Origin of the sequence: Bacillus sp. L_1B0_5, assembly GCF_000836715.1 — a bacterium.
In the GTDB taxonomy this organism is placed as follows: domain Bacteria; phylum Bacillota; class Bacilli; order Bacillales; family Bacillaceae_G; genus Bacillus_A; species Bacillus_A thuringiensis_S.
The window spans coordinates 95439-120792 of record NZ_JXIS01000046.1; the positions used below are offsets into that span (position 1 = coordinate 95439).

Sequence of the window (25354 nt, forward strand, 5' to 3'; positions counted from 1 at the left end):
AAAACCGATGATATATTTACATTTATACTAGGTGGGGTATGTTGCCTAGTACGCAAAAAAGAGATGCAATCTATTACTAATAGATTGCATCTCTTTTTTAGTTTACTCGTTCTGCATGTTCATAAGCCTTCTCGCCATGCATCGAAATATCAAGTCCCATGTGTTCCTGGTGCTCATCAACCCGAACAGGGAGGAAGAAGTTAATCGCTTTAATAATGGCATACGTCATGATGATCGTGAATGCATATGTTGCACCGATCGCTATAAATTGTTTAAACAGTAAAGCGGAATTTCCGTAAAATAATCCGTTTGCACCATCTCCGTTTATGGTAGTAGTTGCAAATAGTCCTGTTGCAATACCGCCCCAAGTTCCTCCGATGCCGTGGCATCCAAAGGCATCAAGTGTATCGTCATACCCGAATTTTGTTTTTAAGAAGAAAACGGCGCCAAAGCATAATATACCACCAATTGCTCCGATAAGAAGGGCGGAGAAAGGTGTAACGAACCCGCAAGCTGGTGTAATAGCGACTAGACCAGAAACAACTCCGCAAGCAGCTCCCATCGCGGTCGGTTTTGATTGGAAGAACCATTCAGAAAGCATCCAAGTTAGAGCGGAGGCAGCAGCGGCTATATTTGTATTAATAAATGCAGTTAAAGCTACGTCGTTTAAGGATAATGCGCTGCCGACGTTAAAACCGAACCAGCCAAACCATAATAAGCCTGCGCCTAACATTGTAAATGGCAAATGGTGAGGAGAAGAACCATTTATGTTTTTTCGTTTTCCAAGGAAAATAGCTAATACAAGACCAGCAACTCCGGAAGTGATGTGAACGACGTTTCCGCCAGCGAAGTCTAGTGCCCCAAGTTCCCTTAGCCACCCGCCGACGCCCCATACCCAATGAGCGACAGGATTGTAAACGATCGTTGTCCATAGAAGGATAAAAATAAGAAAGGCAGAAAATCGCATTCTTTCAGCGAATGCACCTGAAATTAAAGCTGGAGTTAAAATGGCGAACATGAGTTGAAACATCATGAATAAATTGTGAGGAATAGTAGATGAGTAGTCTGGATTTGGTGCGTAGGTAACTCCGTTTAGCCCGAACCAATCAAGTGTACCGATAATCCCGTGCCAATCTGGTCCGAATGATAAAGAATAGCCGATAACAATCCATTGAATCGAAACGATAGCCATTGCGCTATAACTATGCATCGTTGTACTGAGTACATTTTTGCTGCGAACCATACCTCCATAAAAAAGTGCCAATCCTGGTGTCATTAACATGACCATTACTGTCGTTACAAACATAAAAACCGTATCTCCCATATTCATGAGCTCTCCTCCTGTAATGTTAGAAAAAATAACATCGTTTTGTTATGTTTCATATCATATTCGAAATTAAACTAAAAATCAACTAAAAATTCAGAAAATTATATACATAATGTCAGAAAACCTAACATGTATTATTTTGTGAGGCTTGAAATCGACATATGCGTTTCATTCAGAAAATTGGTATAATATTCTTACAATTAAAAAACTTGGGGGATGCGTGTGGGAAAAATACGGACTAGGAAACTATTCATTTATTTTTGCTTAGCTTTTGTTTTGTTTGTACCAATACATACTTTTGCAGACGAAAAAAGAGAGTGGCGAGACGAAGTTATCTATTCCATTATGATTGATCGCTTCAATAATGGAGAACCGAAAAATGACAAACAGTTAGAAGTTGGCAATTTGGAAGGGTATCAGGGTGGAGATATAAGAGGGATTATAAAAAGACTGGATTACATAAAAGAAATGGGTTTTACCGCTGTTATGCTTTCTCCGCTTTTTGAAAGTGGAACGTATGATGGGTTAGATGTGCGAAATTTTCAAAAGGTAAATGAACATTTCGGAACAGAAAATGATGTGAAAGAACTTATCCAAAAAGCGCACGCAAAAGGAATGAAAGTTGTACTTCAATTTCCACTTGGGGGAAACGAACAGCAAGTCATCGACGCGTTGAAATGGTGGGTCAAAGAAGTTGATTTAGATGGTAGTTATGTGATACATAGTGAAAAAAAATCGGATGCTTTTTGGGATGGCGTACAAAAAGACATGCAAGCAATAAAGAAAGATTTTCGTATTATGACAGAGGAAGATAGTGAGTATAACGAAAAAATAGTAGAATCGTTTTCTAAAGCGGATGTATCGGTGAAACCTTTATATGATGTGAGTAAAAAAGACGGGGAATCCATTATATTTTTAGATAACCAAGATACAAAAAGATATGCTCGTATTGCAAAAGAAAATATGTATTATCCGCCATCACGTTTAAAACTGGCGCTTACATATTTGTTAACATCACCTGGAATTCCGAATTTTTATTACGGAACTGAAATTGCATTAGATGGAGGAAGTGTACCCGATAATAGACGATTAATGGATTTCAAATCAGATGAAAAATTTATGCAGCACATAACAAAACTAGGTGAACTTAGACAAGCGAGACCGTCTTTACGACGCGGTACGTTTGAGCTACTGTATGATAAGAGCGGGATGAGTATACTAAAACGAAAATATAAAGATGAAGTAACTTTAGTAGCAATTAATAATACGAAAGAAACACAAAAAGTCTCCTTACCTGCAAGTGCGATTGGTGAAAAACAAGAGTTAAGAGGATTGTTAGAAGATGAAATTATAAGAGAAGAAAACGGAAAGTTTTATCTCGTTTTAAAGCGTGAAGAATCAAATGTGTATAAAGTTAACGGAGAAACAGGTGTGAATTGGTTATTTATCTCCTTAATCGTTGGGGTGAATGTATTATTTATTGCGTTTTTAATTGCAGTTAAAAGGAAACGTAGATGAGATGAGAAGTTACTCGCTCTATGTTCATGTCTTCTTATTGGATTTGTAAGTTTGTTCGGTGGGGCCAGGTTAGGGAGAAAGTCTTCTTCCTAGCCTGTTTTGTGTCAATACGGATAGAGAAAGACCTTTGAAACAAACAATAATTGCAACTATATTAATTTTACATTACATTAAAAGTTAGAGAATACTCTTATACTAATATAGTGCTAAATAGTAGGTGGGAAAATGGAATTTTACGATTTGGGTATTACCATTAAAGAGCTTAGAATTAAAAAAAATATATCACAATCCGAATTATGTCATGGAATATGTTCGCAAAGTCAAATTAGCAAAATAGAAAAAGGTATGATTTATCCATCTAGTATATTGTTATATCAATTATCAGAAAGACTTGGTATTGACCCAAATAATATATTTGCATTAACTCAAAACAAAAAGTTAAAATATGTAGAAAATGTAAAATGTGTAATAAAAGATTGCTTAAAGCAAAAACAATATAAAGAACTTTATGAAATCGTGAAAAAAGAGAAAGATGAAAAAAATTTTCAGGCAAAAGAAGATAAACAATTTCTCCTATGGCATGAAGCAATTGCTGTATTTGAGGTGAACAAATCTATAAAAACTGCTTTAAAGCTTTTAAATAATGCATTAAAACTAACTTTAACCAATGTTGATTTTTTATCAGAAAGAGAAATAGATATTATGCAGACAATGTCTATATTTTATGCGGAAAATAAAGAATATGATAAAAGTATTACTATATTAGGAAGATGTTTAACTAATTTTAATAAGTTAGATTTTCCGAGAGATAAAGCGATTAAATTAAAAATCATTTTTAATTTAGCGAAATGTTTAGGTATGACCTATCAATATGAAGAAGCGGTAAAATACATTGATAAGGGCATCAAATTAGCTATTAATCTAAATACTTTATACTTATTAGGTGAACTGTACTATTTAAAAGGATGTAATTTATTAAGATTTAAACAACAGGATGAAGAAGATATTGCAAATAACATGAAAAAAGCATTATTTATATTTGAACTAACAGAAAAAGAAAATCTGATAAAAGTGGTTAAAGAAAAATATTTTGAAAACCAAACTGAAAAAAGTCATTCATAATACATTTGAAAATCACTTGAGATATAATAAAACCTACAGGGGAAATCCCTGTAGGTTTTATACTTATAAACTTGTTTCTAAAATATTAGTGTTTAATATAAATTTTTGAATAAGAGTTTACTTAGTGTACTTTTTATTTTGAAGTCTGCATCTTTATTAACAATTTATGCTTCTTTTTAATTCCATCCAAATATTGTTAAAATTGAGATGGTTCAAGTCGGAGGAAGGCACTTTGAGGTGTCTTTTTTTTATGACCTTTATCATTAACTATTTAATGTTTTTTAAATGATTACATGACATATTTTTTTTGTACCAAGCTTTGTTGATACAGTTAGACTTATCCGTTAGTGTATTCGTATTATTAGAACATCCTACAGTATTTAGGGAGAATGTGGCCAATAAAAACCATAATATTAATTTCTTCAAATAACCACTTCTAACTCTTTTTTAATTAACATTTTTTAAAATACTTATTAATTTTACATTACATTAAAGGTTGGGAAATATTCTTATACTCATAAATTGTTACGTTTTGGCGAGGAGAGGAATTATGAGTTATAGCAATTTTTAAGATGACTTTGGCCTAGGATGTAATTACTAAGAAAATTAATTCAAATCGAAGGGAAAACGTCTTAAGGTGTCTTTTCCTTATTTTCAATTTACTTAGCAATTTTTACCGCATATACCCTTTTTCTATGGTTTGTTCTTGTAATATTGTCTCTACAAGGCTAAAAAGAAAACTCCTCTAATTAAGAGGAGTTTTCTTTTTAGCGGTAGTTAATGAACTGTACGTCGATTGGTAAATCAGCGCTACGAACAGCTGCGATTACGGCTTGTAAGTCATCACGGCTTTTCGCTGTAACACGTACTTGATCGTCTTGTACTTGTGTTTTTACTTTTAATTTCATTTCTTTAATGATGTTGTTAATTTTTTTAGCGTTATCTTTATCGATACCTTGTTGAAGTGTTGCGCGTTGGCGAACAGTGTTGCCAGTTGCAGCTTCAACTTTTCCGTAATCTAAGTTCTTAATTGGAACGTTACGTTTTACAAGTTTAGAAATTAAAACGTCTTTTACTTGGTCTAATTTGAACTCGTCGTCAGAAGTTAAAACTAGTACTTCTTTTTCTAATTTAATATCACTTTTACTTCCTTTAAAGTCATATCGGTTTTGGATTTCTTTTAATGCGATATTAATTGCGTTTGTTACTTCAGGTAATTCTACTTTCGAAACGATGTCAAAAGAACTATCTTTTGCCATAGTTAGCACCTCCAAATAAATTTCTAATCTTGTTATGTACTGTACATACTAAAGTATAGCTGAAAACGAGTCTAGACTTAAGTGTTTTCATACTTATATTCATGTAACCTCACTTTATTATAGTGAATTTTGGGCAGTTGGACAAATACAGGAAAAATCATGTTATAATTAACTTTTGTTTGGAATGATAAAAAAGATAATTTTATATATATAGAAGGGAATTAAAAAATATGTATTTGCAAATAGGATCGATTGAACAGGTAACTGTTTTACGCGAAACGGAAATTGGATATATGGTTGGGAATGAAGAAGAAGAAATTTTCCTACATAAAAACGAAGTAGCTGGAGAAATTGAAGAAGGCGATACGATTGATGTATTCTTATACCTTGATCACCAAAATCGTATTTCAGCAACAATGAAGGAGCCAATTATTACAACGTATGATTGGAACTGGGTAAAGGTTGTAGAAGTCATTCCTAGTTTAGGTGTGTTTGTTGATATTGGTGTATCAAAAGATATACTAATTCCAGCTGATGAGTTCCCGATTTATATGCCAGTATGGCCAGAAGTAGGCGACGAATTATATTGTACGTTAAAATTAACGAATCGTGATCGTTTAATTGCTCTTCCGGCAAGAGACAGTGATATGCAAGAAATTATCGTAGATGCAACGCCATCTATGCGTAATAAAAACGTAAATGGACGTGTATATCGTTCGCTTCAAGTTGGTTCATTCGTACTAACTGATGAGCATTTCCGTGCTTTCTTACACCATACAGAAAGAAAAGAACAAGTCCGCATCGGGGAGCGTGTAACGGGCCGTATTATTGACGTGAAAGATGATGGTACAATTAACATTTCACTTCTTCCTCGTAAAGAAGAAGGAATGGAAGACGATGCGGCAGTAATTTATGCATATATGGAAGAACGAGGCGGAGCAATGCCGTTTTGGGATAAGAGCCATCCAGAAGATATTAAAGAACGCTTTAACATGAGTAAAGCTGCATTTAAGCGCGCACTTGGTAAGTTGATGAAAGAAGAAAAAGTTTACCAAGAAGAAGGTTGGACTTACTTTAAAAAATAAAGTAAATGAAAAAAGAACTATTCTTTCTCTGAATTTTTAAGAGAAGGGATAGTTCTTTTTATTTTTAATAATGTATTCGCTCTATAAGGTAAACATTGAAAGAAGTAGGCAGGATGGAAGCTAAAGTTATAGAAGAGGTATGTTATAAAATTTTAAAAATATATGGTTAATTATTATATAGTTTTTTAAGTAAGATTTTGATTGTAGTATTTCTTATGTGATTCATTAAAAAGGATGAAAGAATATAAGAACATAAGAACATAAGAACATAAGAACATAAGAGATTTATCGCAGTGTTTGTACTGTTTATCCCGCTATTCACCGGGCAGTAAGATCCTCACTGATTAAAGTTTCACTTTATGTATAAAATCTTGATAGCTTTTACACTATGTTTTGAATTTTTACAACGCTGACAGTATTAAAAATATAAAATAATTAGGATGATTATATGCATATTTGGACACTAACAAATTGGCGGAAATATTATAATTTAGAAGAGAAGAGTCATCGCATGGGACTACGATTAAAATTCGATAAAGATGTTGATCCTGAAGTGAGAAGAGCTATTAAAGAGTTTTGCAAATGGATACGCCGAGAATATTTTTTCCCGATTAGAGTACCTATTTATGTAAAATCTTCATATAAAATAAAGGCGATGGATGGTGAGTTGGTCTATGGTACTTTCTTTGAACCATTTAATCGGAATGATGAGCCGTATATTCGTATTTCGACAGGAGATTATTGTGATGAGCTAGAGAAAAGAGGAAAAGATGATGCTTTGGGAGGATATTTGTTTACTATTGCGCATGAACTAACGCATTATTTCCAATGGATTAATGATATAAAACTAACGAGAATTGGATATGAGAGGCAGGCTACTACTTATTCAGGGTATATTATTGATGAATATAAAGAAACTAGAGAGCATCCGTGAAATAGAAACTTTATAGGTAATTGGAAGTATGATAATAAGCAATGTGCTTGAATGAATGCCCTAATATTTAGAGGTTATCTGGAAGTAGATATCTGAATTATCAAACGAAAGTGAGTGTAATACGCTTTGACAAAGAGGTGAGCATATGAAATTTTATAATGCCGTATATCTTATAATTTCTTATGATAGAGAACTTATCAATAAAAGTTGTATGATTGCGGGGATCACAAAAAAATTAACAATATGTAAATAAGTTTGGCCTACATTTCAGGATTATTGATTTTTTCCCTTGGTGTAATAACATGAAACTGGAAATGTTTTAATAGTTTCTGATGTATTTTGTATACTTTTAGTTACAAGTGATCGAGAGAGAATAGATGAGATATCGAAAGAGAGGTACGAAAATGCAAGATAATGTACTGGAACAATTAATAAAGAGTCTCTCAGTATTATCCCTTGAAAAAGAACGCGAAATAGCAGCAGTTGATTTACATGATATATATGAGAGTGCTGAAAGGTTTGAAAAAATGCTTGAAAATATTATTAATTCTAAACATTCTAAAGAAGACTTAATAGATGCGTTAATTGAAGTGGAGATAGAATTAGATCACATCAATTGGCATTATAAAAGCTTGAAGAAACAGTTGAAAATATTGATGAAAGATTAAAAAGCACAACCTTATGTAAAAAGATAAGGTTGTGCTTTTTTTAATTTCCTTGCGGTGAAACAAGAGTAAATGTATCTTTCAAATCACTATCATTTATTTTAATATTTGCCTTTTTTAATTCATCTTGTAACAATTTTTGGCTGAATGTAGGATCAGCAGTACGTTCTTCCTCTAAGTTTTTGCGAATAGAGTTTTTTACTTCATCATAAGGCTTTAAAGCTTTTTTATCAGTTAATTTAATAACGTGATAACCGTTTGATGATTTTACGGGATTGCTAATTTGTCCAACATTTAGTTTGTAGGCAGCGCTTTCGAATTCAGGAGCCATTGTACCTGAATTGAAGTATCCAAGGTCTCCACCTTTATCTTTTGATAGTAGATCTTGTGATTCTTGTTTTGCTAATTCTTCAAATGAAGCACCAGCATCTAGTTTACTCTTTATTTCTTTCGCTTCATTTTCGTCACTTACTAAAATGTGACTCGCTTTAATTTCTGGCTTATAGTGGTCTTTTACGTCTTTTTCTGTAATGCTTTTCTTAATCGCTTCATTCATAGCAAGTTTGAACTTAATTTGATTTTTGAAATCCTCTTCATCTTTTAAACGATTGTTTTCTAATACTTTTTTGAATTGATCTCCATATTGTTTTTTTACTTTTTCTACTTCTTTATTTACCTCTTCATCAGGTACTTTATATTTTTTTGTGATGACGTCTTGTGCCATCATTTCGTATAGCATGTCTTTTCCGTAACGATCTTTCAATTGTTTTTCGAAGTCGTCCTTCGTAACAGTCGAGTCTGTTGCTGTGGCCACTGTAGCTGATCCGTTTTTTTGTCCGCAAGCAGATAGCATCAATATACTTATTAGTGCAGTAATAATGAAAATATGTTTCCCTCTCATGCCAACACCTCATCCGAATATGTTATCGCTATTGTAGAATATAGAAGTGAACATGAAGTGAATTTTTAATGTTTTTTTCCTTTAAAATGTAAAAAAGTACATCAACATAATTGTTGATGTACGATGGAATCAAAGGTGATCGGTCTTTTTAGAGTATGCACGTTTACCTTGCTGAATATTTTTTTGTTCTTGCTCATTTTTTTGTGTGCGTTTTGCATTATTATCGCGTGCTTTTTTGTCGTTATCACTCGTATGTGGCATATGTATCAACTCCATTTCTAAACGTTGTACGTTTATCATTTCCTTTTTCGTAAAGACTATGTATAGCGGTGCATTTATGAAGGGTAAAGGTGGATTCGAAATGGATTTGAAGTTGAATTATACTGAACTTATAAAGAAGTTAATCGTTGTAATCATCGCAGGTTTATTAAACGCGATTGGGATGAATTTATTTTTAACGCCAGCGAAAGTGTATGCGAGTGGCTTTGCTGGATTGTCTCAATTATTATCACAAATATTAGGTGATTTTTTATCGATTCACATATCTACAGGAGTATTGTTTAGCTTATTTAATATTCCTGTCGTTATTTTAGCGTGGAAAAAGGTTGGAAAGGCCTTCACCTTTTTTAGTTTTCTTTGTGTTATATTTATGACTTTGTTTCTAGAAATCATCCCTGTTAGAGCGGTTTCGAATGATATCATATTAAATGCGATTTTTGGCGGGATTATTTCGGCAATTGGAGTAGGGATTGCTTTAAAGTGGGGTGCTTCTACAGGTGGATTAGATATTATCGCCATGATTTTATCGAAAATAAAAGATAAGCCTGTCGGTACATACTTTTTCTTTTTTAATGCAATTATCATTATCGCTGCTGGCTATGTATATGGATGGGAAAAAGCGTTATATACGTTAGTGACTTTATATGTATCAACGAGAATTATTGATGCGATTCATACTCGTCATGTAAAGATTACAGCATTAATTGTTACGAAGAATGGGGCGAACGTAAGAAAGGCGATTCACTCGCGATTAGTAAGAGGGATTACAACGATACCAGCAACAGGTGCTTATACGAATGAAAATAAAGAAATGTTAATGATGGTTATTACTCGTTATGAGTTATACGAATTAGAGAGGATTATTAAACAAGTGGACCCAAGTGCATTTACAAATATACTGCAAACAGTTGGGGTGTTCGGATTGTTTCGGAAAGATTAAAGAGGACCAAAGTTGGTCCTCTTTTTTAATGTACATTCGTAATGTTTTGCAATTGCTCTTGCATTTCACGGAGCTGAACTTTTTCAGCAGTTGAAGAGTTTGCGTAAGCGGATTGCAAAGCATTTTTTGCTCTATACACGAGATCTTGTTGCTCAGTACCGCTTGAACAAGATACGGCATTTTCAACAGCATCTCTAGCTTGTTGGAATAGTAAGTTCCCCATTTAAACCCCTCCAAAAGAAGAGTTACTTCTTGCCTTTTCTGCCTCAGCTAATGTACCTCTGTACGGGAATCTTGCATCATGCTTCATAACAGCATCGGCTCCTTGTTGGATAAAACGTTTTGATTTGTTCTTTTTACCCATTTGAAAAACCCCCTTTATTTAGCTGAAAACAATCGACGCGATGTCTCATGCGTCTACTTATAGTATGGACATTTGGCAGGAAACTATAAGTAGGGAATTTTTAGATTACAACCCAAGAACCTCTTCTAAATATAAAGCAATACCATCTTCTTCATTCGTTAACGTCGTATGGTTTGCGAGTGATTTTAATTCAGGTATGGCATTTCCCATTGCGATGCCGTGACCAGCAAATTCAATCATTTCAAAATCATTATCCTCATCACCGAAAGCGATAATTCGCTCTTGTGGAATGTTGTAATGACTAGAAATTTTTTGTAATCCAACCGCTTTATTTAATCCGCTTTTCACAATCTCAATAATCGGCCAAGGTGCGCCCCATTTTCTATGGTCGATTACTTCCGCGTGCATATCCGTTAAATGTTGACGAATTGCAGTGGAATGCTCGTCATGTGCATCAATTAATAAGCAGGTTGGATGATCGTTTAAAATATTTAATAAGTCTCCTGTAAAAATCTTAGGAGATCCGAATTCGAAAATATGTTTTTTATCTTCATCAATTTCACGAACATACACATCGTCCATAACTTCAGCGTATATATTTTTCACGCCGAAATCAAAGCAAGCTCGTACAATTTCTTGCGCTGTTGCTAGCTCAAGAGGGGAGTGATGTATACCCCATTTTGAATCAAGAGGATGGTGTACGTACGCACCGTTAAAGTTTACGATAGGTGTATTCAGACCGAGTTCTTTATAGTAATCATAACTAGCGCGGAATGGACGTCCTGTTGAAATAACGACAACGTGTCCTTGTTCCTTTGCTTTTGCAATTGTATGTTTCGTTCGAGTGGAAATTATTTTGTTGTCTGTTAATAAAGTGCCGTCTAAGTCTAATGCGATTAAATGTTGTTTGTTCATAATTTCACCTCTTATAATAATTTTTTTATTTCTATCTGTATTTCCGTCTTTAATATGCAGAAATAAGAGGTTAGACCTGGTGAAATGACCATAGATGAAAATTTCACTATATATCCATCTTACGTCTCAAAGTGCTGCGGTGTCTACTATTTCTCGTTGGAAATTAAGAAAAGTCAACATCTTTTTAGAAAGTTCAAACAATGTTTCTTTCATTATGTACAAATTGTGAAAAGGGTTACATTGCCCGTGTGATGAGACTTATAATGAACATGTAATCTTCTCGTATATGTTTGACTCTCCTTTGAAACTAGCCTAGAGTAGGTTGGTTTCTTTTTTTTCTACAAGTAGGAAAGAAATCCCTGCTTACGCTTGTGTCATTCATATATATGTACAAGAACGAGATGTAGTACTGTTTCCTAAACATGACAGAAAAGCTTTCTTTTAAAATGGATATACTAATGAGGCAAAGACGTCATGGAAGGAGAATGAAAATGGGACAAAATCGCAGGTTTCGTTCTGGACAAAAAGCGCCAAATGATGGGGTTTATGTAGAAATTGGTGAAACGGGAAGTATGGTGAAAAATCCGCAAATGGTACAATTAACTGCCGGTGAAAAGTTTCCAGATAATACGAATCATAACCGTCAGTGGACATATAAAAGAAAACCGTAACAGAAGCCGCAATCTTTATTGCGGCTTTTTTGTCATGACACATTATAATTTCATTTACCGCACTGTTTTGAGCAGCGTAATGAATGTTCCTGTTTTCTTTTTCCAATAATAAGTTTGAAAATACATAGGCAAAATTATTGTATAAAAAAGTCAGTTGGCGTATAATCAAATCAAAGGTCAAAGAAAGTCAAACTTTTGGAGGGCTGTAAAGATGGACTTAAATCAAATGACAACAAAAACACAAGAGGCGATTATGAGTGCCCAATCTTTAGCGGTATCTCATCATCACCAAGAGGTGGATACTGTTCATCTATTACTTGCATTATTAGAAGAGCAAGATGGATTAGCGGTACGTATATTTCAAAAAATGAATGTTGATATAGAAGCGTTAAAGCAAGGTGCTGAAAGCTTAATTAAAAAGAAACCTTCTGTAACGGGAAGCGGTGCAGAAGTTGGAAAATTGTATGTAACGAGCGCTCTGCAACAACTGCTTGTAAGAGCAGGGAAAGAAGCAGAAAAACTGCAGGATGATTACATTTCAGTAGAACATGTATTGCTTGCTTTTTCTGAAGAAAAAGGCGATATAAATCAATTATTTACAACATTGCATATTACGAAAGATAACTTATTACAGTCTTTAATGACAGTTCGGGGGAATCAAAGAGTGACTAGTCAAAATCCAGAAGCAACTTATGAAGCGTTAGAAAAATATGGCCGTGATTTAGTGGCAGAAGTGAGAGCCGGGAAAATTGATCCTGTTATCGGCCGAGATAGTGAAATTCGACGCGTTATCCGCATTCTTTCACGTAAAACGAAAAACAATCCTGTTTTAATTGGGGAGCCAGGTGTTGGTAAAACAGCAATCGTTGAAGGATTAGCACAGCGTATTGTGAAAAAGGATGTACCTGAAGGATTGAAAGATAGAACGATTTTTGCGTTAGATATGAGTGCGCTCGTAGCTGGTGCGAAATTCCGTGGTGAGTTCGAAGAGCGTCTGCAAGCTGTATTAAATGAAATTAAAAAGAGTGAAGGACGCATTTTATTATTCATTGATGAACTTCATACAATTGTTGGTGCTGGTAAAACAGAAGGTGCAATGGATGCAGGGAATATGTTAAAACCGATGCTTGCGCGTGGTGAACTGCATTGTATCGGGGCGACAACGTTAGATGAATATCGTAAATATATTGAAAAAGATCCAGCGCTAGAAAGACGTTTCCAACAAGTATTAGCAGAAGAACCAACTGTTGAAGATACAATCTCAATTTTACGTGGATTAAAAGAACGCTTTGAAATTTATCACGGTGTAAATATTCATGACCGAGCGATTGTAGCAGCGTCAGTTTTATCAGATCGATATATTTCAGATCGCTTCTTACCGGATAAAGCAATTGACCTTGTTGACGAAGCATGCGCAACAATTCGTACAGAAATTGATTCTATGCCGACAGAATTAGATGAAGTAACGCGTCGTATTATGCAGTTAGAAATTGAGGAAGCAGCTCTTGGAAAAGAAACGGATCGTGGTAGCCAAGAGCGCCTAAAAACATTGCAACGTGAATTATCGGATTTAAAAGAAGTTGCAAGTGGTATGAGAGCGAAATGGGAGAAAGAAAAAGAAGACATTCACAAAGTTCGTGACTTACGTGAACATTTAGAACGTTTGCGCCGTGAATTAGAAGAAGCAGAAGGTAATTACGATTTAAATAAAGCAGCCGAACTTCGTCACGGGAAAATTCCTGCAATCGAAAAAGAATTAAAAGAAGCGGAAGAAATGGGCGCGCATAATAAACAAGAAAATCGTTTATTACGTGAGGAAGTAAGTGAAGAAGAAATTGCAGATATTGTTTCACGCTGGACTGGTATTCCTGTTGCTAAACTTGTTGAAGGAGAACGCGAGAAATTACTACGCTTAGAGCAAATCTTATCAGAGCGTGTCATCGGACAAGAGGAAGCAGTAAGCTTAGTATCAGACGCGGTTCTTCGTGCTCGCGCTGGTATTAAAGACCCGAATCGTCCAATTGGTTCCTTCATTTTCTTAGGCCCTACGGGTGTTGGTAAAACAGAACTTGCAAAAACGTTAGCGCAGTCTTTATTCGATAGTGAAGAGCAAATGATTCGTATTGACATGTCTGAGTATATGGAGAAACACGCAGTGTCACGCCTAATTGGTGCACCTCCTGGATATGTAGGATATGAAGAAGGCGGTCAATTAACAGAAGCGGTAAGACGTAAACCATATTCCGTTATTTTATTAGATGAAATTGAAAAAGCACATCCAGAAGTATTCAATATTTTATTACAAATGTTAGATGATGGACGCATTACAGATTCGCAAGGTCGTACAGTGGACTTTAAAAACACAGTTATTATTATGACTTCAAATATTGGATCTGCTCATTTACTAGATGGATTAGAAGAAGATGGTTCGATTAAAGAGGAATCAAGAGACCTTGTAATGGGGCAATTAAGAGGACATTTCCGCCCTGAATTTTTAAACCGTGTTGATGAAATTATTTTATTCAAACCTCTTACAACGAATGAAATTAAAGGCATTGTTGATAAAATTGTAAAAGAATTACAAGGTCGTCTAGCTGACCGTCACATTACAGTAGAATTAACAGATGCAGCAAAAGAATTTGTTGTAGAAGCTGGTTTCGACCCAATGTACGGAGCTCGTCCGTTAAAACGATACGTACAACGTCAAGTGGAAACGAAATTAGCAAGAGAATTAATTGCAGGAACAATTACTGACAATTGTCACGTAGTTGTTGATGTAGAAAATAACGAATTAGTCGTTCATGTGAAATAAAAATAAAAAGAGTTCGGATAAAATCCGGACTCTTTTTTTAGTGTTGTTCTACTGGCTCGTTTGGAATTGCAGCTGAAATTGCTAGTACTAATACAGCAAGAACAACTGAGAAAATAGACGCTTGGTTAAAGTCGTATGTACCGCCAGTCATAGAGCCGATTACATAGCTCATCATATGTACAAGTAAGAACGACCAAATTAATGCCCAAATGAAACGCATATTTTACACCTCTATTCGTTCAATCTGTCCTTATTGTAACACAATTGAAAAAAGAATATAGAAAAATATTTGTAGATTTTTCAACGCAAATTTGCATTCCGTTCATACATTATAAAAGAGTGGTTTTATATGTTTAGAAAATAAGGCGGGGGAAAAATGAGTATTACGGAACGTTTTTTTTACTTAGAAAAAGAACCATGTGTTATTTATTTACCGGAGAAGCCAAATGGATTTTCTGTTATGCTCCTCGGTGATTATAACTACTTTATTGAGAATGGTACAAGTTTATGGACGCAACATGCGGGTAAATCTTATTTCTTACATGGTCTTATTGAGCAAGGCTACACGGTCTTTTCCTCTAATTTATACGGAAGACATTGGGGAAACGATCAATCTGTTCGTCTGGCAAAACGTTTATATGATGTTGTTTTGAGAAAAGAGACGTTAAATGCGAAAATGCACATTATGGCAGATGGTATGGGAGCGCTTGTGGCACTTGAAATGATGAACAAATATCCTGAATGTATTCGTTCTGTTGTTATGTTAAATCCGTGTTTAGATTTACCAGAATATGTGAGTTTTGAGAAAGAGCATAAGTTTTTTTACAAGAGACTCGTGAAGGAATTAAGTTTGGCGTATGATTCCAAAGAAGAAGGATTAGAATTAAAAATAAATAAGAAATCATTTACGCTTCTTCCATCTTGTGTACCTGTTAAAATTTTTGTATCAACGCAAGAAAAAAGAGGAAGAAAACAACAGTTGCGTAAATATGAGAAAATGAGGCAATTAAATCAATGTGATACTTCTGTCTTGTTCCATCTGCAAGATGTGAAATATAAAATGGTTAGGCAAACGACCGATTTCTTTAAAAAATATGAAGAAGAATTGTGAAGCTCCCATATACATAAATGAGGAGCTATTTGCTTCAGAGGGAAAGGGTTGGTGGTATGGAACGCGTGCTGATAATAGGTGCACTTACGTTTGTAGGTTATCACCTTGTGAATAAAATGATCGCAGAAGAAGTAGAAGTGTATGGTCTTGATTTTGATGAATTCGATAGTATGACCAAAATTAATGAAGAGAAGTTATTGTTAATTGGGCGAAATGCGTTATTTACGTATTATTCGATAAGAGATGAAGATGGATGGAGATCGGTAGAGGAAGAGAGATTCGATACTGTCTACTTTTGCTTATATGAGCCAAATCAGCAATGTGGATTTCGGAATGAAAGAGTCATATTACAATATTTAAAGCGAATTATAAGAATGTGTGAAGAACAAAAAGTGAAGTTAAATTTAATTTCTTCTATTGAAGTAAGTAGTACAGGTGAATCCGAAAATAAGCGCCTATTTTTGAAAGTAGAAGAAGGATTGAAAAAAGGGAATTTAAAATATAGTGTATTTCGAGTTCCTACATTATATGGACCGTGGCAACCATCCTTTATGATGTATCATCAGCTCATTTTATCAGAATTAGACGAGAAAGAGTGCCGTTGTACGAGTGAGGAAAAAGGAAGTGATTTGCTTTACATTGAAGATGTATGTGAATACTTATGGGAGAATGGAACGAACGGGGCGCATCTTGGTATATACAATTTACTTAGTGGTAAACAGTCATTATGGGAAAAAGGTATGAATCTTTTACGCGCGGATGATAAAGTAAATAAAAATAATAATGAAATAAGAGATGAGGCTATTGAAGTCATTTCGATAAAAAGAAATACTCCGTTAGAATACGGTTTAAATAAGCAACTGGCACACATGAAAAAATATAAAGAGTTATACGAAGAGTAGCACGCGTGTTACACTATTGTATGTGAAAGTTTTAATGGAGAGGAAGAGTATAATATGAACGAAAAAAGCATGCAGTTTTTACAAATCGCAATGAAGCATTTACCAGAAGCAAAGGCAATTTTAGATGATAACGGAATTGCACTTGATATGGAGAAGGCACAGCCGGTGTTAGAGTTGTTAATGAAAGTTATGAACGAAGCTTATGAGCTTGGGAAAGCAGATAAAGAATAAAATCCGTCTTTTTTGATGGAGGAGAGGCTCGAATCGTGAGTAGAAGCGGTTCGGGCCTTTTTATTTGGAATGAAATACGAAAAGGTATGATTCTGTTTCTTTTAATGAAAAATAAAGTGGATAATGCGTTAGCTTTCTGTTTTATGCGAAATATATTCTAGACAAAAATACATTTATGTTTTAAAATTAGTACCAAGTCATAATAATTGATATAAAACGGAGGGCTGCGATGTGAACGTGGGCATTTTAGGGATCGGAAGATATGTGCCAGAAAAAGTAGTCACAAATCACGATTTAGAGAAAATAATGGAAACATCCGATGAATGGATTCGTACGAGAACGGGAATTGCAGAAAGACGCATTGCCGATGATACAATAGATACTTCATATATGGCCGTAGAGGCTTCTAAAAAAGCACTTGAAGATGCAGGAATTAACGGAGAGGATATCGATCTGATTTTAGTAGCGACAGTAACACCAGATCGTGCTTTTCCAGCAGTTGCTTGTGTAATTCAAGAAGCAATAGGAGCGAAACATGCAGCTGCAATGGATTTAAGTGCAGCATGTGCTGGCTTTATGTACGGAATGATTACAGCGCAGCAATTTATTCAAACAGGAACTTATAAAAATGTATTAGTAGTTGGTAGTGATAAACTATCTAAAATTGTAGACTGGAACGATCGAAATACAGCAGTACTATTTGGAGACGGAGCCGGTGCTATCGTAATGGGAGCTGTTTCAGAAGGTAAAGGCGTTCTATCTTTTGAATTAGGAGCAGACGGAAGTGGCGGCAAGCACCTTTATCAAGACGAGTATGTTATGATGAATGGCAGAGAAGTGTTTAAATTTGCCGTTCGTCAACTTGGTGATTCTTGTCTTCGCGTTTTAGATAAAGCTGGTCTTACGAAAGAAGATGTAGATTTCTTAGTACCGCATCAAGCAAACATTCGTATTATGGAATCTGCAAGAGAGAGGTTAAATTTACCACAAGAAAAAATGAGTATGACAATTGAGAAGTTCGGTAATACATCAGCTTCTTCAATTCCGATTGCAATGGTAGAGGAATTGCAAAACGGACGTATTCAAGACGGTGATTTAATTATACTTGTTGGTTTTGGCGGCGGATTAACATGGGGAGCAGTCGCTCTTCGTTGGGGTAAATAAGGACTGAGAGAAAAAAGGAGTGTATTTTGTATGGAAAAAAAGAGGGTCGTAATTACAGGACTAGGAGCTGTTACACCGGTCGGAACAGATGTTGAAACAGCATGGGAAAACATTAAAAAGGGTGTATCTGGAATCGGGCGACTTACAAGAATTGATCCAGAACTATTTCCAGCAAAAGTAGCAGCGGAAATTAACGACTTTGAAGTCGAGAAATATATTGATAAAAAAGAAGCGCGCCGTATGGACCGCTTTACACAATATGCAGTAGCAGCAGCGAAAATGGCAGTTGCAGATGCAAAGCTTGAAATTACAGAAGAAAACGGACCTCGAATTGGTGTATGGATTGGATCTGGTATTGGCGGTATGGAAACATACGAAGAACAATTTAAGATTTTTACTGAGAAAGGCCCGCGCCGCGTGAGCCCATTCTTCGTGCCAATGATGATTCCAGATATGGCAGCAGGTCAAGTATCAATCGCAACAGGAGCAAAAGGAATTAACACTTGTTCTGTAACGGCTTGTGCATCTGGTGCAAACTCAATTGGTGATGCATTTAAAGCAATTCAGCGTGGTGATGCTGATGCAATGATTACAGGCGGAGCAGAAGCACCGCTAACAAGTATGGCATTCGCAGGATTTAGCTCAGCGAAAGCATTAACATTTAATGAAGACCCAGCAACGGCTTGCCGTCCATTTGATAAAAACCGTAGCGGTTTCGTAATGGGTGAAGGTTCAGGGATTCTAATTCTTGAAGAATTAGAGCACGCATTAGCACGCGGTGCTCACATTTACGCGGAAATTGCTGGTTATGGTGCAACTGGAGATGCGTTCCATATTACAATGCCTGCTCCTGGTGGTGAAGGCGGAGTGCGTGCAATGCGTCAAGCCTTAGCTGATGCAGGCCTACAGCCAGAAGATATTGATTACATTAATGCGCATGGTACAAGTACGGATGCGAATGAAAAATATGAAACGATGGCAATTAAAGAAACTTTCGGTGAGCACGCGTATAAAGTAGCAATTAGCTCAACGAAATCAATGACAGGTCACTTATTAGGAGCAGCTGGTGCTGTTGAAGCGATTTTCTCTATTAAATCAATTACAGACGGAGTAATTCCTCCAACAATTAACTATGAGACACCAGATCCAGAATGTGACTTAGATTACGTACCGAATCAAGCGAGACATCAAGAAGTAAATGCAGTATTAAGTAACTCATTAGGATTCGGTGGTCATAACGCAGTGTTAGTATTTAAATCGTATAAATAATAGATGAAATAAGGAGTTTTTCCGCAATATATTGCGAAAAAACTCCTTATTTATTTTTACGTCTTTTTCTCCTGTAGCATATACATAAGAAAAAAGGAGGGATAAAGATGGGGGTTATTGAAACAGCTGAATGGCTACATTTATATTATGGACGGCCAGAAAAACTTTGTGAGAAATTTACGAAGTATATTCCGTTGCCAAAAGAAAGGTTGTATCGCTTTTTAATTTCAAAAGGGATGTATCGTCCGGTCATGCGTGGGGAAAAGGAAATTAAAGAATTAGAGGAAAAGGAAATTTGGAAAGAGTTGAGCCTGGAGTATGATAAATTGAAAAATTGGTTGAAGGGTCCGGATGTCCCTGTCTTTATTTTATTATCAGATTCCTATAATCGAACTGTGCAAGAAGAGTATAACGGTAGGGCTGGATTATCTATGCGTCATGTTATTTTCTTATTCGTATGTGGACGGAATTCGGTAGAAGAATTAAAAGTGTTATTGGCGCATGAATATCATCACATATGTAGGTTACATCAAATTGAGACGAAAGAAACAGAATATACATTACTTGATACGATGATTATGGAAGGGCTAGCTGAGCAAGCAGTGACGGAAAGATATTCAGAAAAAAACAATGCACCGTGGACGGCGTATCTTTCAAAAGAAGAGGCTATTTATTATTGGAAAAATGTTGTACATGAAAGAATAAGTATAAAACGAGGAACAAGGGAACATGACATCTTATTAAATGGATTTCACTCTTATCCGAAGATGCTTGGCTATGCGCTTGGATTTCATATTGTCAAAGATTGTGTAACTTTGGAAGGAGAAGATACACTTTCTTTATTATCTATAGATGCAAAAGAAATATTGAATAAAGCAAATACATTTCATATATAAAAAAACAGGAGCTTGATTTCCTGTTTTTTTTAGTATTAATAGAAGAAAAAATAATAATTAGAATATATTTCCTTAAGTGGAATAAAGTTAAGCAAAAATGAACATAATGATTGGTACAAACAGTAGTGAAGTGAGGGGTAGTGAATGTTATATCTACATGATGTATGGGTAAATTGGTTTGAAGGTGAAGAGAATGGGTATAACGTTTGTCATTTTTACGAATGGCGGAAAGATGATACGATTGAGCTATTAGATCAAGTGCCATTATTAAAAGTAGATGCCACATTATATCATTACATCGAGAACGAATTGTTAGAGCTTCCGCAAAAAATGCTGGAAGACGTACATCATAAGGCTTATATTCGTAAAAATCATGAACGTTTGCAGCAAGAGTATTGCTTTGTTGTTACAGATGGAAAAGGAATTATTGCGATTGACACAATTGGTTACAATGTACCAATTCGCAAAAGCAGACTTATACCACGCCAAGAGCAGATGGTATATGAGATGGTAGAAAACGTACAAGCAGAAAAGTATGAGTTCCAAGTAGAAGAAACAGAAAAAGAACACCACATTTTATCACCATCGCCTTTCATTATGAATGGCTTGACTCGTAAAGAACGACAGCTAAAACAATTATTATTTATGGCGTTAGATCAATTACATACAACGAAAAATACAGCAGAGATTCGCTATTGGTACACAGAGTGGGATCCATCAGCATATGGAACGGTTCAACATATGGAGTTCGAGGATATTTGGGCTAGACTGTATGATGAAGCGAAAGCTGGCTGGTCTGAGAAACATGAACAATTATGCGAGCGTCTCGTAAAAGGACAGCCATTTTTTGAAAAGTTATGGGAAATGGAAAATGAGCAAAAGGTAAATTAAAAAACCGCCAATTGGCGGTTTTTTAATTTTGTAGAAATCCAGCTCCAGCAGCGAGCTCTTCGTGTCTAAGAACCTTCCGCATAAGAAGACAAAAAGCGTCTTCTATGTGAAAGAACCTTAGCCAGTCAGAGCTGAACGAGCCGCTTCCGCTTATATGAAATCCGGCTCCTAGCCCTTCGCGTCTAAGAACCTTCCCCACGAGAAAGTAAAAAGCACCTTCTGTGGGAAAGAACCTTAGCCGTCAGGGCTAAGCAGTCGCCTCCGCTTTATATGTTACCTACGTTTTCTGCTTAGTCCCATTGCGTTTTCTACTTTGCGTAGTTGTTTGAATGCAACGCGGTTTGCTTTTTCTGCACCTTTGTCTAGAATTTCGTCTAGTTCTGGTGAGTTGATTAGTTCGTTATATTTGTCTTGGATTGGACGAATTGCTTCTACGACTACTTGCGCTAGGTCGCCTTTGAAGTCGCCGTATCCTTTTCCTTCGTACATTGTTTCAATTTCTTCAACTGTTTTTTCAGAGAATGAAGAGTAGATTGTTAATAGGTTAGAGATACCAGGTTTGTTCTCTTTATCAAATTTCACAATACCTTCAGAGTCAGTAACAGCACTCTTAATTTTCTTTTCAATTGTTTTTGGCTCATCAAGCATACTGATCATTGATTTTGGATTCGGATCAGATTTACTCATTTTTTTCGTAGGTTCTGTTAATGACATAACACGAGCTCCTACTTTTGGAATACGAATTTCAGGCATTGTGAAGATTTCACGGTAACGTTTGTTGAAACGCTCTGCTAAGTCACGTGTTAATTCGATATGTTGCTTTTGGTCATCACCAACCGGCACGATTTCAGTGTTGTAAAGCAAAATATCAGCAGCCATTAATGGTGGATACGTAAGTAATCCAGCTGGAACTGAATCTCTACCAGAAGCTTTATCTTTATATTGCGTCATACGCTCTAATTCTCCAACGTAAGCAACAGATTGCATGATCCATCCTAGTTGAGCGTGTGCTGGTACTTCTGATTGTACAAATAAAGTAGCTTTTTCAGGGTCAATGCCACATGCTACATAAAGTGCAGCAAGACTGCGGATGTTTTTACGAAGTTGTACGGGATCTTGAGGTACTGTAATCGCATGTTGGTTTACAATACAGAAATAACAGTCGTGTTCATTTTGAAGCTCTGTAAACTGCTTCATTGCTCCTAAATAGTTTCCAAGTGTAATCGTTCCACTTGGCTGAATACCAGAAAAGATAACTGACATAAGTAATTCCTCCTAAAATAGAATGCGTGATGGGGGAAGAGAAGGCAAACAAAAAAGCCCATTCATCCCAAAAACTATAGGGACGAATGGACCGCGGTACCACCCTAATTATTTCACTACCGTGAAATCTCTCTAATCCATAATAACGTTTGGATATAACGCCAAAGCCTACTACTTTCGGTTCGGTTTGGTGCTCAAAAGCCCATTCCATACTGTACAATTACTTGTTCACACCAACCACAAGCTCTCTGAAATTGCCTCAATATGTACTCTTCTTTATCATCGCATACATATAAATTTATTTATTGTTACTTTAGCTCTTTTAATATGAAAGAACTAAAGTTTTATAACAAAATGTTTTGCTGATTATTATATCATATGGGATAGTGTTTGCAAACTACATCAAAATAGTAAAGCTAATGAGGGTCGAGAACAACCCAAGAACGATACCTGTAATACAAATTGGATATGTCCATTTGAATGAATATGTTTTATAAATACGTTCTTTCTTATCTGTAGGCTCCTCGACTTCTTCAATTAAAGAGTCAATCTTTTTGTTCGTACCAAATACTCTTTGGAATGCGTAAATGGTTACATTGAAAAAACCATTTTGAAATATGTATAAAAAACCACCGATAAGAATAAAAAACAGTGCAATATAAAACAAGATGTTGACAAAATTCAACAAAAATTGCGATGAAATGAGGAATGCGCCAATACTAGAAGCGATTATCGCTATGAAAATTAGTATACAAGTATGAAAAAAAACTTTATTCAAAATGTTCCCCTCCGTCAAAATATTACTAGAATTATTATACTATAAAAGCTATAATATGTACTAGAATTAATTTTTTGAAAATTATACGCAATTAAAGGTCTGATTTCAAGATGATGGTAGCAATGTTAACGTATCCCTTTACAAAAAAATAAAAATATAAACATTTTATTAAAAATTTTAACAAAAAAACAAAAAACTATATTCACAATTGTTATATTATATGTATAATGAAAATTGTAGAAACTTGGAGATTATTCTTTCAATTCTACTTTTTAACAAGTGAGGGTACAGGAAGTGCAAGTAGGGGAGGTAACACAACATGAAGAAAAAGATACCGTTATTAGTTGCATCGACGTTGACAGTCAGTATGTTAGGGGCTTGTAGTTACCAAAAAGAGGATAATAAAGCAGGCGCAAAAGAAAAATCCTCAAACAAACAAGTGTTAAATTTAACCGAAACAGCTGAAATTCCAACTATGGATACGACGTTATCAACAGATGCAACATCTTCTAACATCATGAATAATACAATGGAGGGATTATATCGTCTGGGGAAAGATGATAAACTTGTTCCAGGTGTCGCGAAATCTTATGAGAAATCAGAGGATGGCAAAAAGTATGTATTTAAATTACGTGAAGATGCGAAATGGTCTAATGGTGACCCTGTAACAGCGAAAGACTTCGTTTATTCTTGGCGAAGAGCTGTAGATTCAAACACGGGTGCCAAGTTTGCTTACATACTATTTGATGTTAAAAATGCGGAGAAAGTTAACAAAAAAGAATTACCAGTTGAAGAACTTGGTGTAAAGGCAATTGATGATCATACACTTGAAGTGGAATTAGATAATCCTGTTCCTTATTTTGTAAGTTTAACAGTCTATCCAACATTGTATCCTTTGAATGAGAAGTTTGTAACAGAACAAGGAGCAAAATTTGGATTAGAATCCAATACGACACTTTATAATGGTCCATTCGTATTAAATGAATGGAAGCATGAACAAAGCTTCAAACTTAAGAAAAACCCAACGTATTGGGAAAATAAAGAAGTAAAACTTGAGGAAATAAACTTCAATATTGTTAAGGATCGTTCAACTGCTATAAATTTATATGAAACGAAAGCAATTGATCGTGTAGTGTTAACATCAGAGTTTGTAGATAAATACAAATCAGATGCTGATTTCAAAACGATTAAGAGGCCATCTACACAATTTATTCGCTTAAATGAAAAGAATAAATTTTTAGCAAATAAAAATATCCGAAAAGCAATTGCAATGTCCTTTGAACGTGAAAATATCGGAAAAGTTATCTTAAACGATGGTTCAGAGGGGATATATGGTTTTGTTCCGAAAGGCTTAGCAAAAGGTCCGAATGGAAAAGACTTCCGTGAAGAGAACGGAAAGCTTATAAAAGAGGATATTAAAGAAGCTCAAAAGTACTGGGAAGCTGGTAAAAAAGAACTTGGTGTAGACAAAGTAGAGTTAGAGCTATTAAACTTTGATACTGATGATGCTAAAAAAATCGGAGAGTATTTAAAAGGCCAATTTGAAAAGAACTTACCTGGTCTAACAGTTCCGACAAAAATGCAGCCATTTGCACAAAAATTAAAACTTGAAGCAAGTGGAGATTATGCGATGTCGTATGCCGGATGGAGTCCAGATTATATGGATCCAATGTCATTCCTTGAAATGTATACAACAGGTAATGCGCAAAACAAAGTAAATTATGCAAATTCAGCGTATGATGATTTAATTAAAAAAGCAAAAACAGAAGTTGATGTACAAGCTCGCTGGGATGCACTATTAAAAGCGGAAAAACAACTGCTTGAAGATGCTGCGATTGCTCCAGTATATCAACCTGGAAAAGCATATTTACAACGTGGCTCAATTACTGGCCTATTAGAACATAAATATGGCGGAGAATTTAGCTATAAGTGGGTTGAACTCAAAAATTAAAAATGGTTTCCATCATGAATAAGGGTATATGCCTATGATGGGCATATGCTCTTATTTTAAAAAAATAAAAGTAAGAATATTTTAAACTATCTTATTGCTTTTGAGA

Annotated in this window: 26 protein-coding genes and 1 other annotated feature; of the genes, 16 read left to right on the forward strand and 10 right to left on the reverse strand. The window is 35.3% G+C overall.

Annotated elements, in window-relative coordinates:
• Window positions 1-97: 97 nt before the first annotated feature.
• The gene (locus RT27_RS15845; RefSeq protein WP_043936624.1) at window positions 98-1330 is read right to left on the reverse strand and encodes an ammonium transporter; all 1233 of its coding nucleotides are present in this window, start codon (window positions 1328-1330) and stop codon (window positions 98-100) included.
• Window positions 1331-1549: 219 nt separating this feature from the next.
• On the opposite strand from RT27_RS15845, the gene RT27_RS15850 reads away from it, so the two are divergent.
• Complete coding sequence (locus tag RT27_RS15850) at window positions 1550-2845, forward strand: alpha-amylase family glycosyl hydrolase (RefSeq protein ID WP_043936625.1); 1296 nt, start codon at window positions 1550-1552, stop codon at window positions 2843-2845.
• 225 nt (window positions 2846-3070) lie between these two features.
• Complete coding sequence (locus RT27_RS15855; RefSeq protein ID WP_043936626.1) at window positions 3071-3967, forward strand: helix-turn-helix domain-containing protein; 897 nt, start codon at window positions 3071-3073, stop codon at window positions 3965-3967.
• 767 nt (window positions 3968-4734) lie between these two features.
• Here RT27_RS15855 and RT27_RS15860 read toward each other — a convergent pair.
• Window positions 4735-5226: a YajQ family cyclic di-GMP-binding protein gene (locus RT27_RS15860; RefSeq protein ID WP_001040146.1), complete on the reverse strand. Its 492-nt coding sequence runs from the start codon at window positions 5224-5226 to the stop codon at window positions 4735-4737.
• 230 nt (window positions 5227-5456) lie between these two features.
• Here RT27_RS15860 and RT27_RS15865 point away from each other — a divergent pair, with 230 nt between their 5' ends.
• The 3 genes from RT27_RS15865 (at window position 5457) to RT27_RS15875 (ending at window position 7913) form a co-directional block, all read left to right on the forward strand.
• Complete coding sequence (locus RT27_RS15865) at window positions 5457-6311, forward strand: S1-like domain-containing RNA-binding protein (RefSeq protein WP_000281261.1); 855 nt, start codon at window positions 5457-5459, stop codon at window positions 6309-6311.
• A gap of 448 nt (window positions 6312-6759) precedes the next feature.
• On the forward strand, window positions 6760-7245 hold the full coding sequence (locus RT27_RS15870) for a hypothetical protein (RefSeq protein WP_029442129.1): 486 nt from the start codon (window positions 6760-6762) through the stop codon (window positions 7243-7245).
• 404 nt (window positions 7246-7649) lie between these two features.
• Entirely contained in the window at window positions 7650-7913 is a 264-nt protein-coding gene (locus RT27_RS15875) for a hypothetical protein (RefSeq protein ID WP_043936627.1), read from the forward strand.
• 40 nt (window positions 7914-7953) lie between these two features.
• Here the strand turns inward: RT27_RS15875 and prsA are convergent, their stop codons facing one another.
• On the reverse strand, window positions 7954-8811 hold the full coding sequence (gene prsA / locus RT27_RS15880; RefSeq protein WP_043936628.1) for a peptidylprolyl isomerase PrsA: 858 nt from the start codon (window positions 8809-8811) through the stop codon (window positions 7954-7956).
• A gap of 129 nt (window positions 8812-8940) precedes the next feature.
• Complete coding sequence (locus RT27_RS33535) at window positions 8941-9072, reverse strand: DUF3941 domain-containing protein (protein ID WP_001120851.1); 132 nt, start codon at window positions 9070-9072, stop codon at window positions 8941-8943.
• A 100-nt stretch (window positions 9073-9172) separates the two neighbouring features.
• On the opposite strand from RT27_RS33535, the gene RT27_RS15885 reads away from it, so the two are divergent.
• Window positions 9173-10030: a YitT family protein gene (locus RT27_RS15885; RefSeq protein WP_029442132.1), complete on the forward strand. Its 858-nt coding sequence runs from the start codon at window positions 9173-9175 to the stop codon at window positions 10028-10030.
• A 25-nt stretch (window positions 10031-10055) separates the two neighbouring features.
• On the opposite strand, the gene RT27_RS15890 is transcribed toward RT27_RS15885, so the two are convergent.
• The 3 genes from RT27_RS15890 to RT27_RS15900 form a co-directional block, all read right to left on the reverse strand.
• A complete protein-coding gene (locus RT27_RS15890; protein ID WP_000527408.1) occupies window positions 10056-10253 on the reverse strand; it encodes a DUF3813 domain-containing protein in 198 nt (65 codons plus the stop codon).
• Entirely contained in the window at window positions 10254-10394 is a 141-nt protein-coding gene (locus tag RT27_RS15895; protein ID WP_000516816.1) for a hypothetical protein, read from the reverse strand. It lies immediately after the preceding gene.
• Between the two features lie 105 nt (window positions 10395-10499).
• Window positions 10500-11309 carry a Cof-type HAD-IIB family hydrolase gene (locus RT27_RS15900; protein ID WP_043936629.1) on the reverse strand — a complete coding sequence of 270 codons (810 nt, stop codon included), beginning with the start codon at window positions 11307-11309 and terminating at the stop codon, window positions 10500-10502.
• A 491-nt stretch (window positions 11310-11800) separates the two neighbouring features.
• Here RT27_RS15900 and RT27_RS15905 point away from each other — a divergent pair, with 491 nt between their 5' ends.
• On the forward strand, window positions 11801-11980 hold the full coding sequence (locus tag RT27_RS15905; protein WP_016082481.1) for a YjzC family protein: 180 nt from the start codon (window positions 11801-11803) through the stop codon (window positions 11978-11980).
• Window positions 11981-12191: 211 nt separating this feature from the next.
• Window positions 12192-14792 (forward strand): ATP-dependent chaperone ClpB, encoded by a 2601-nt coding sequence (clpB, locus tag RT27_RS15910; RefSeq protein WP_043936630.1) that lies wholly within the window; start codon window positions 12192-12194, stop codon window positions 14790-14792.
• Between the two features lie 37 nt (window positions 14793-14829).
• Here the strand turns inward: clpB and RT27_RS15915 are convergent, their stop codons facing one another.
• Window positions 14830-15012 (reverse strand): YjzD family protein, encoded by a 183-nt coding sequence (locus tag RT27_RS15915; protein ID WP_001211116.1) that lies wholly within the window; start codon window positions 15010-15012, stop codon window positions 14830-14832.
• 156 nt (window positions 15013-15168) lie between these two features.
• On the opposite strand from RT27_RS15915, the gene RT27_RS15920 reads away from it, so the two are divergent.
• The 7 genes from RT27_RS15920 to RT27_RS15950 all read left to right on the forward strand — a co-directional run bounded on the left by RT27_RS15920 (window position 15169) and on the right by RT27_RS15950 (window position 21256).
• Window positions 15169-15903 (forward strand): hydrolase, encoded by a 735-nt coding sequence (locus RT27_RS15920; RefSeq protein WP_043936631.1) that lies wholly within the window; start codon window positions 15169-15171, stop codon window positions 15901-15903.
• A 29-nt stretch (window positions 15904-15932) separates the two neighbouring features.
• On the forward strand, window positions 15933-16805 hold the full coding sequence (locus RT27_RS15925; RefSeq protein ID WP_016082477.1) for an NAD(P)-dependent oxidoreductase: 873 nt from the start codon (window positions 15933-15935) through the stop codon (window positions 16803-16805).
• Between the two features lie 54 nt (window positions 16806-16859).
• On the forward strand, window positions 16860-17036 hold the full coding sequence (locus RT27_RS15930) for a ComZ family protein (RefSeq protein WP_001986215.1): 177 nt from the start codon (window positions 16860-16862) through the stop codon (window positions 17034-17036).
• Window positions 17037-17267: 231 nt separating this feature from the next.
• Window positions 17268-18200, forward strand: a complete 933-nt coding sequence (gene fabH / locus RT27_RS15935; RefSeq protein ID WP_016082476.1) for a beta-ketoacyl-ACP synthase III — start codon at window positions 17268-17270, stop codon at window positions 18198-18200.
• A 30-nt stretch (window positions 18201-18230) separates the two neighbouring features.
• On the forward strand, window positions 18231-19469 hold the full coding sequence (gene fabF / locus RT27_RS15940; RefSeq protein ID WP_000412656.1) for a beta-ketoacyl-ACP synthase II: 1239 nt from the start codon (window positions 18231-18233) through the stop codon (window positions 19467-19469).
• Window positions 19470-19576: 107 nt separating this feature from the next.
• Entirely contained in the window at window positions 19577-20365 is a 789-nt protein-coding gene (locus RT27_RS15945; RefSeq protein ID WP_016082475.1) for a DUF2268 domain-containing putative Zn-dependent protease, read from the forward strand.
• A gap of 144 nt (window positions 20366-20509) precedes the next feature.
• Window positions 20510-21256, forward strand: coding sequence for a YjbA family protein (locus RT27_RS15950; RefSeq protein ID WP_000966129.1), 747 nt, complete (start codon window positions 20510-20512; stop codon window positions 21254-21256).
• Between the two features lie 273 nt (window positions 21257-21529).
• Here the strand turns inward: RT27_RS15950 and trpS are convergent, their stop codons facing one another.
• Both trpS and RT27_RS15960 read right to left on the reverse strand, forming a co-directional pair.
• On the reverse strand, window positions 21530-22519 hold the full coding sequence (gene trpS / locus RT27_RS15955) for a tryptophan--tRNA ligase (RefSeq protein ID WP_043936632.1): 990 nt from the start codon (window positions 22517-22519) through the stop codon (window positions 21530-21532).
• A gap of 75 nt (window positions 22520-22594) precedes the next feature.
• Window positions 22595-22811 (reverse strand) — a binding site (T-box leader).
• 105 nt (window positions 22812-22916) lie between these two features.
• The gene (locus RT27_RS15960; protein ID WP_001044985.1) at window positions 22917-23297 is read right to left on the reverse strand and encodes a DUF3899 domain-containing protein; all 381 of its coding nucleotides are present in this window, start codon (window positions 23295-23297) and stop codon (window positions 22917-22919) included.
• A 319-nt stretch (window positions 23298-23616) separates the two neighbouring features.
• On the opposite strand from RT27_RS15960, the gene RT27_RS15965 reads away from it, so the two are divergent.
• Window positions 23617-25248 carry a peptide ABC transporter substrate-binding protein gene (locus RT27_RS15965; protein ID WP_016082473.1) on the forward strand — a complete coding sequence of 544 codons (1632 nt, stop codon included), beginning with the start codon at window positions 23617-23619 and terminating at the stop codon, window positions 25246-25248.
• The last annotated feature ends 106 nt before the right edge of the window (window positions 25249-25354 follow it).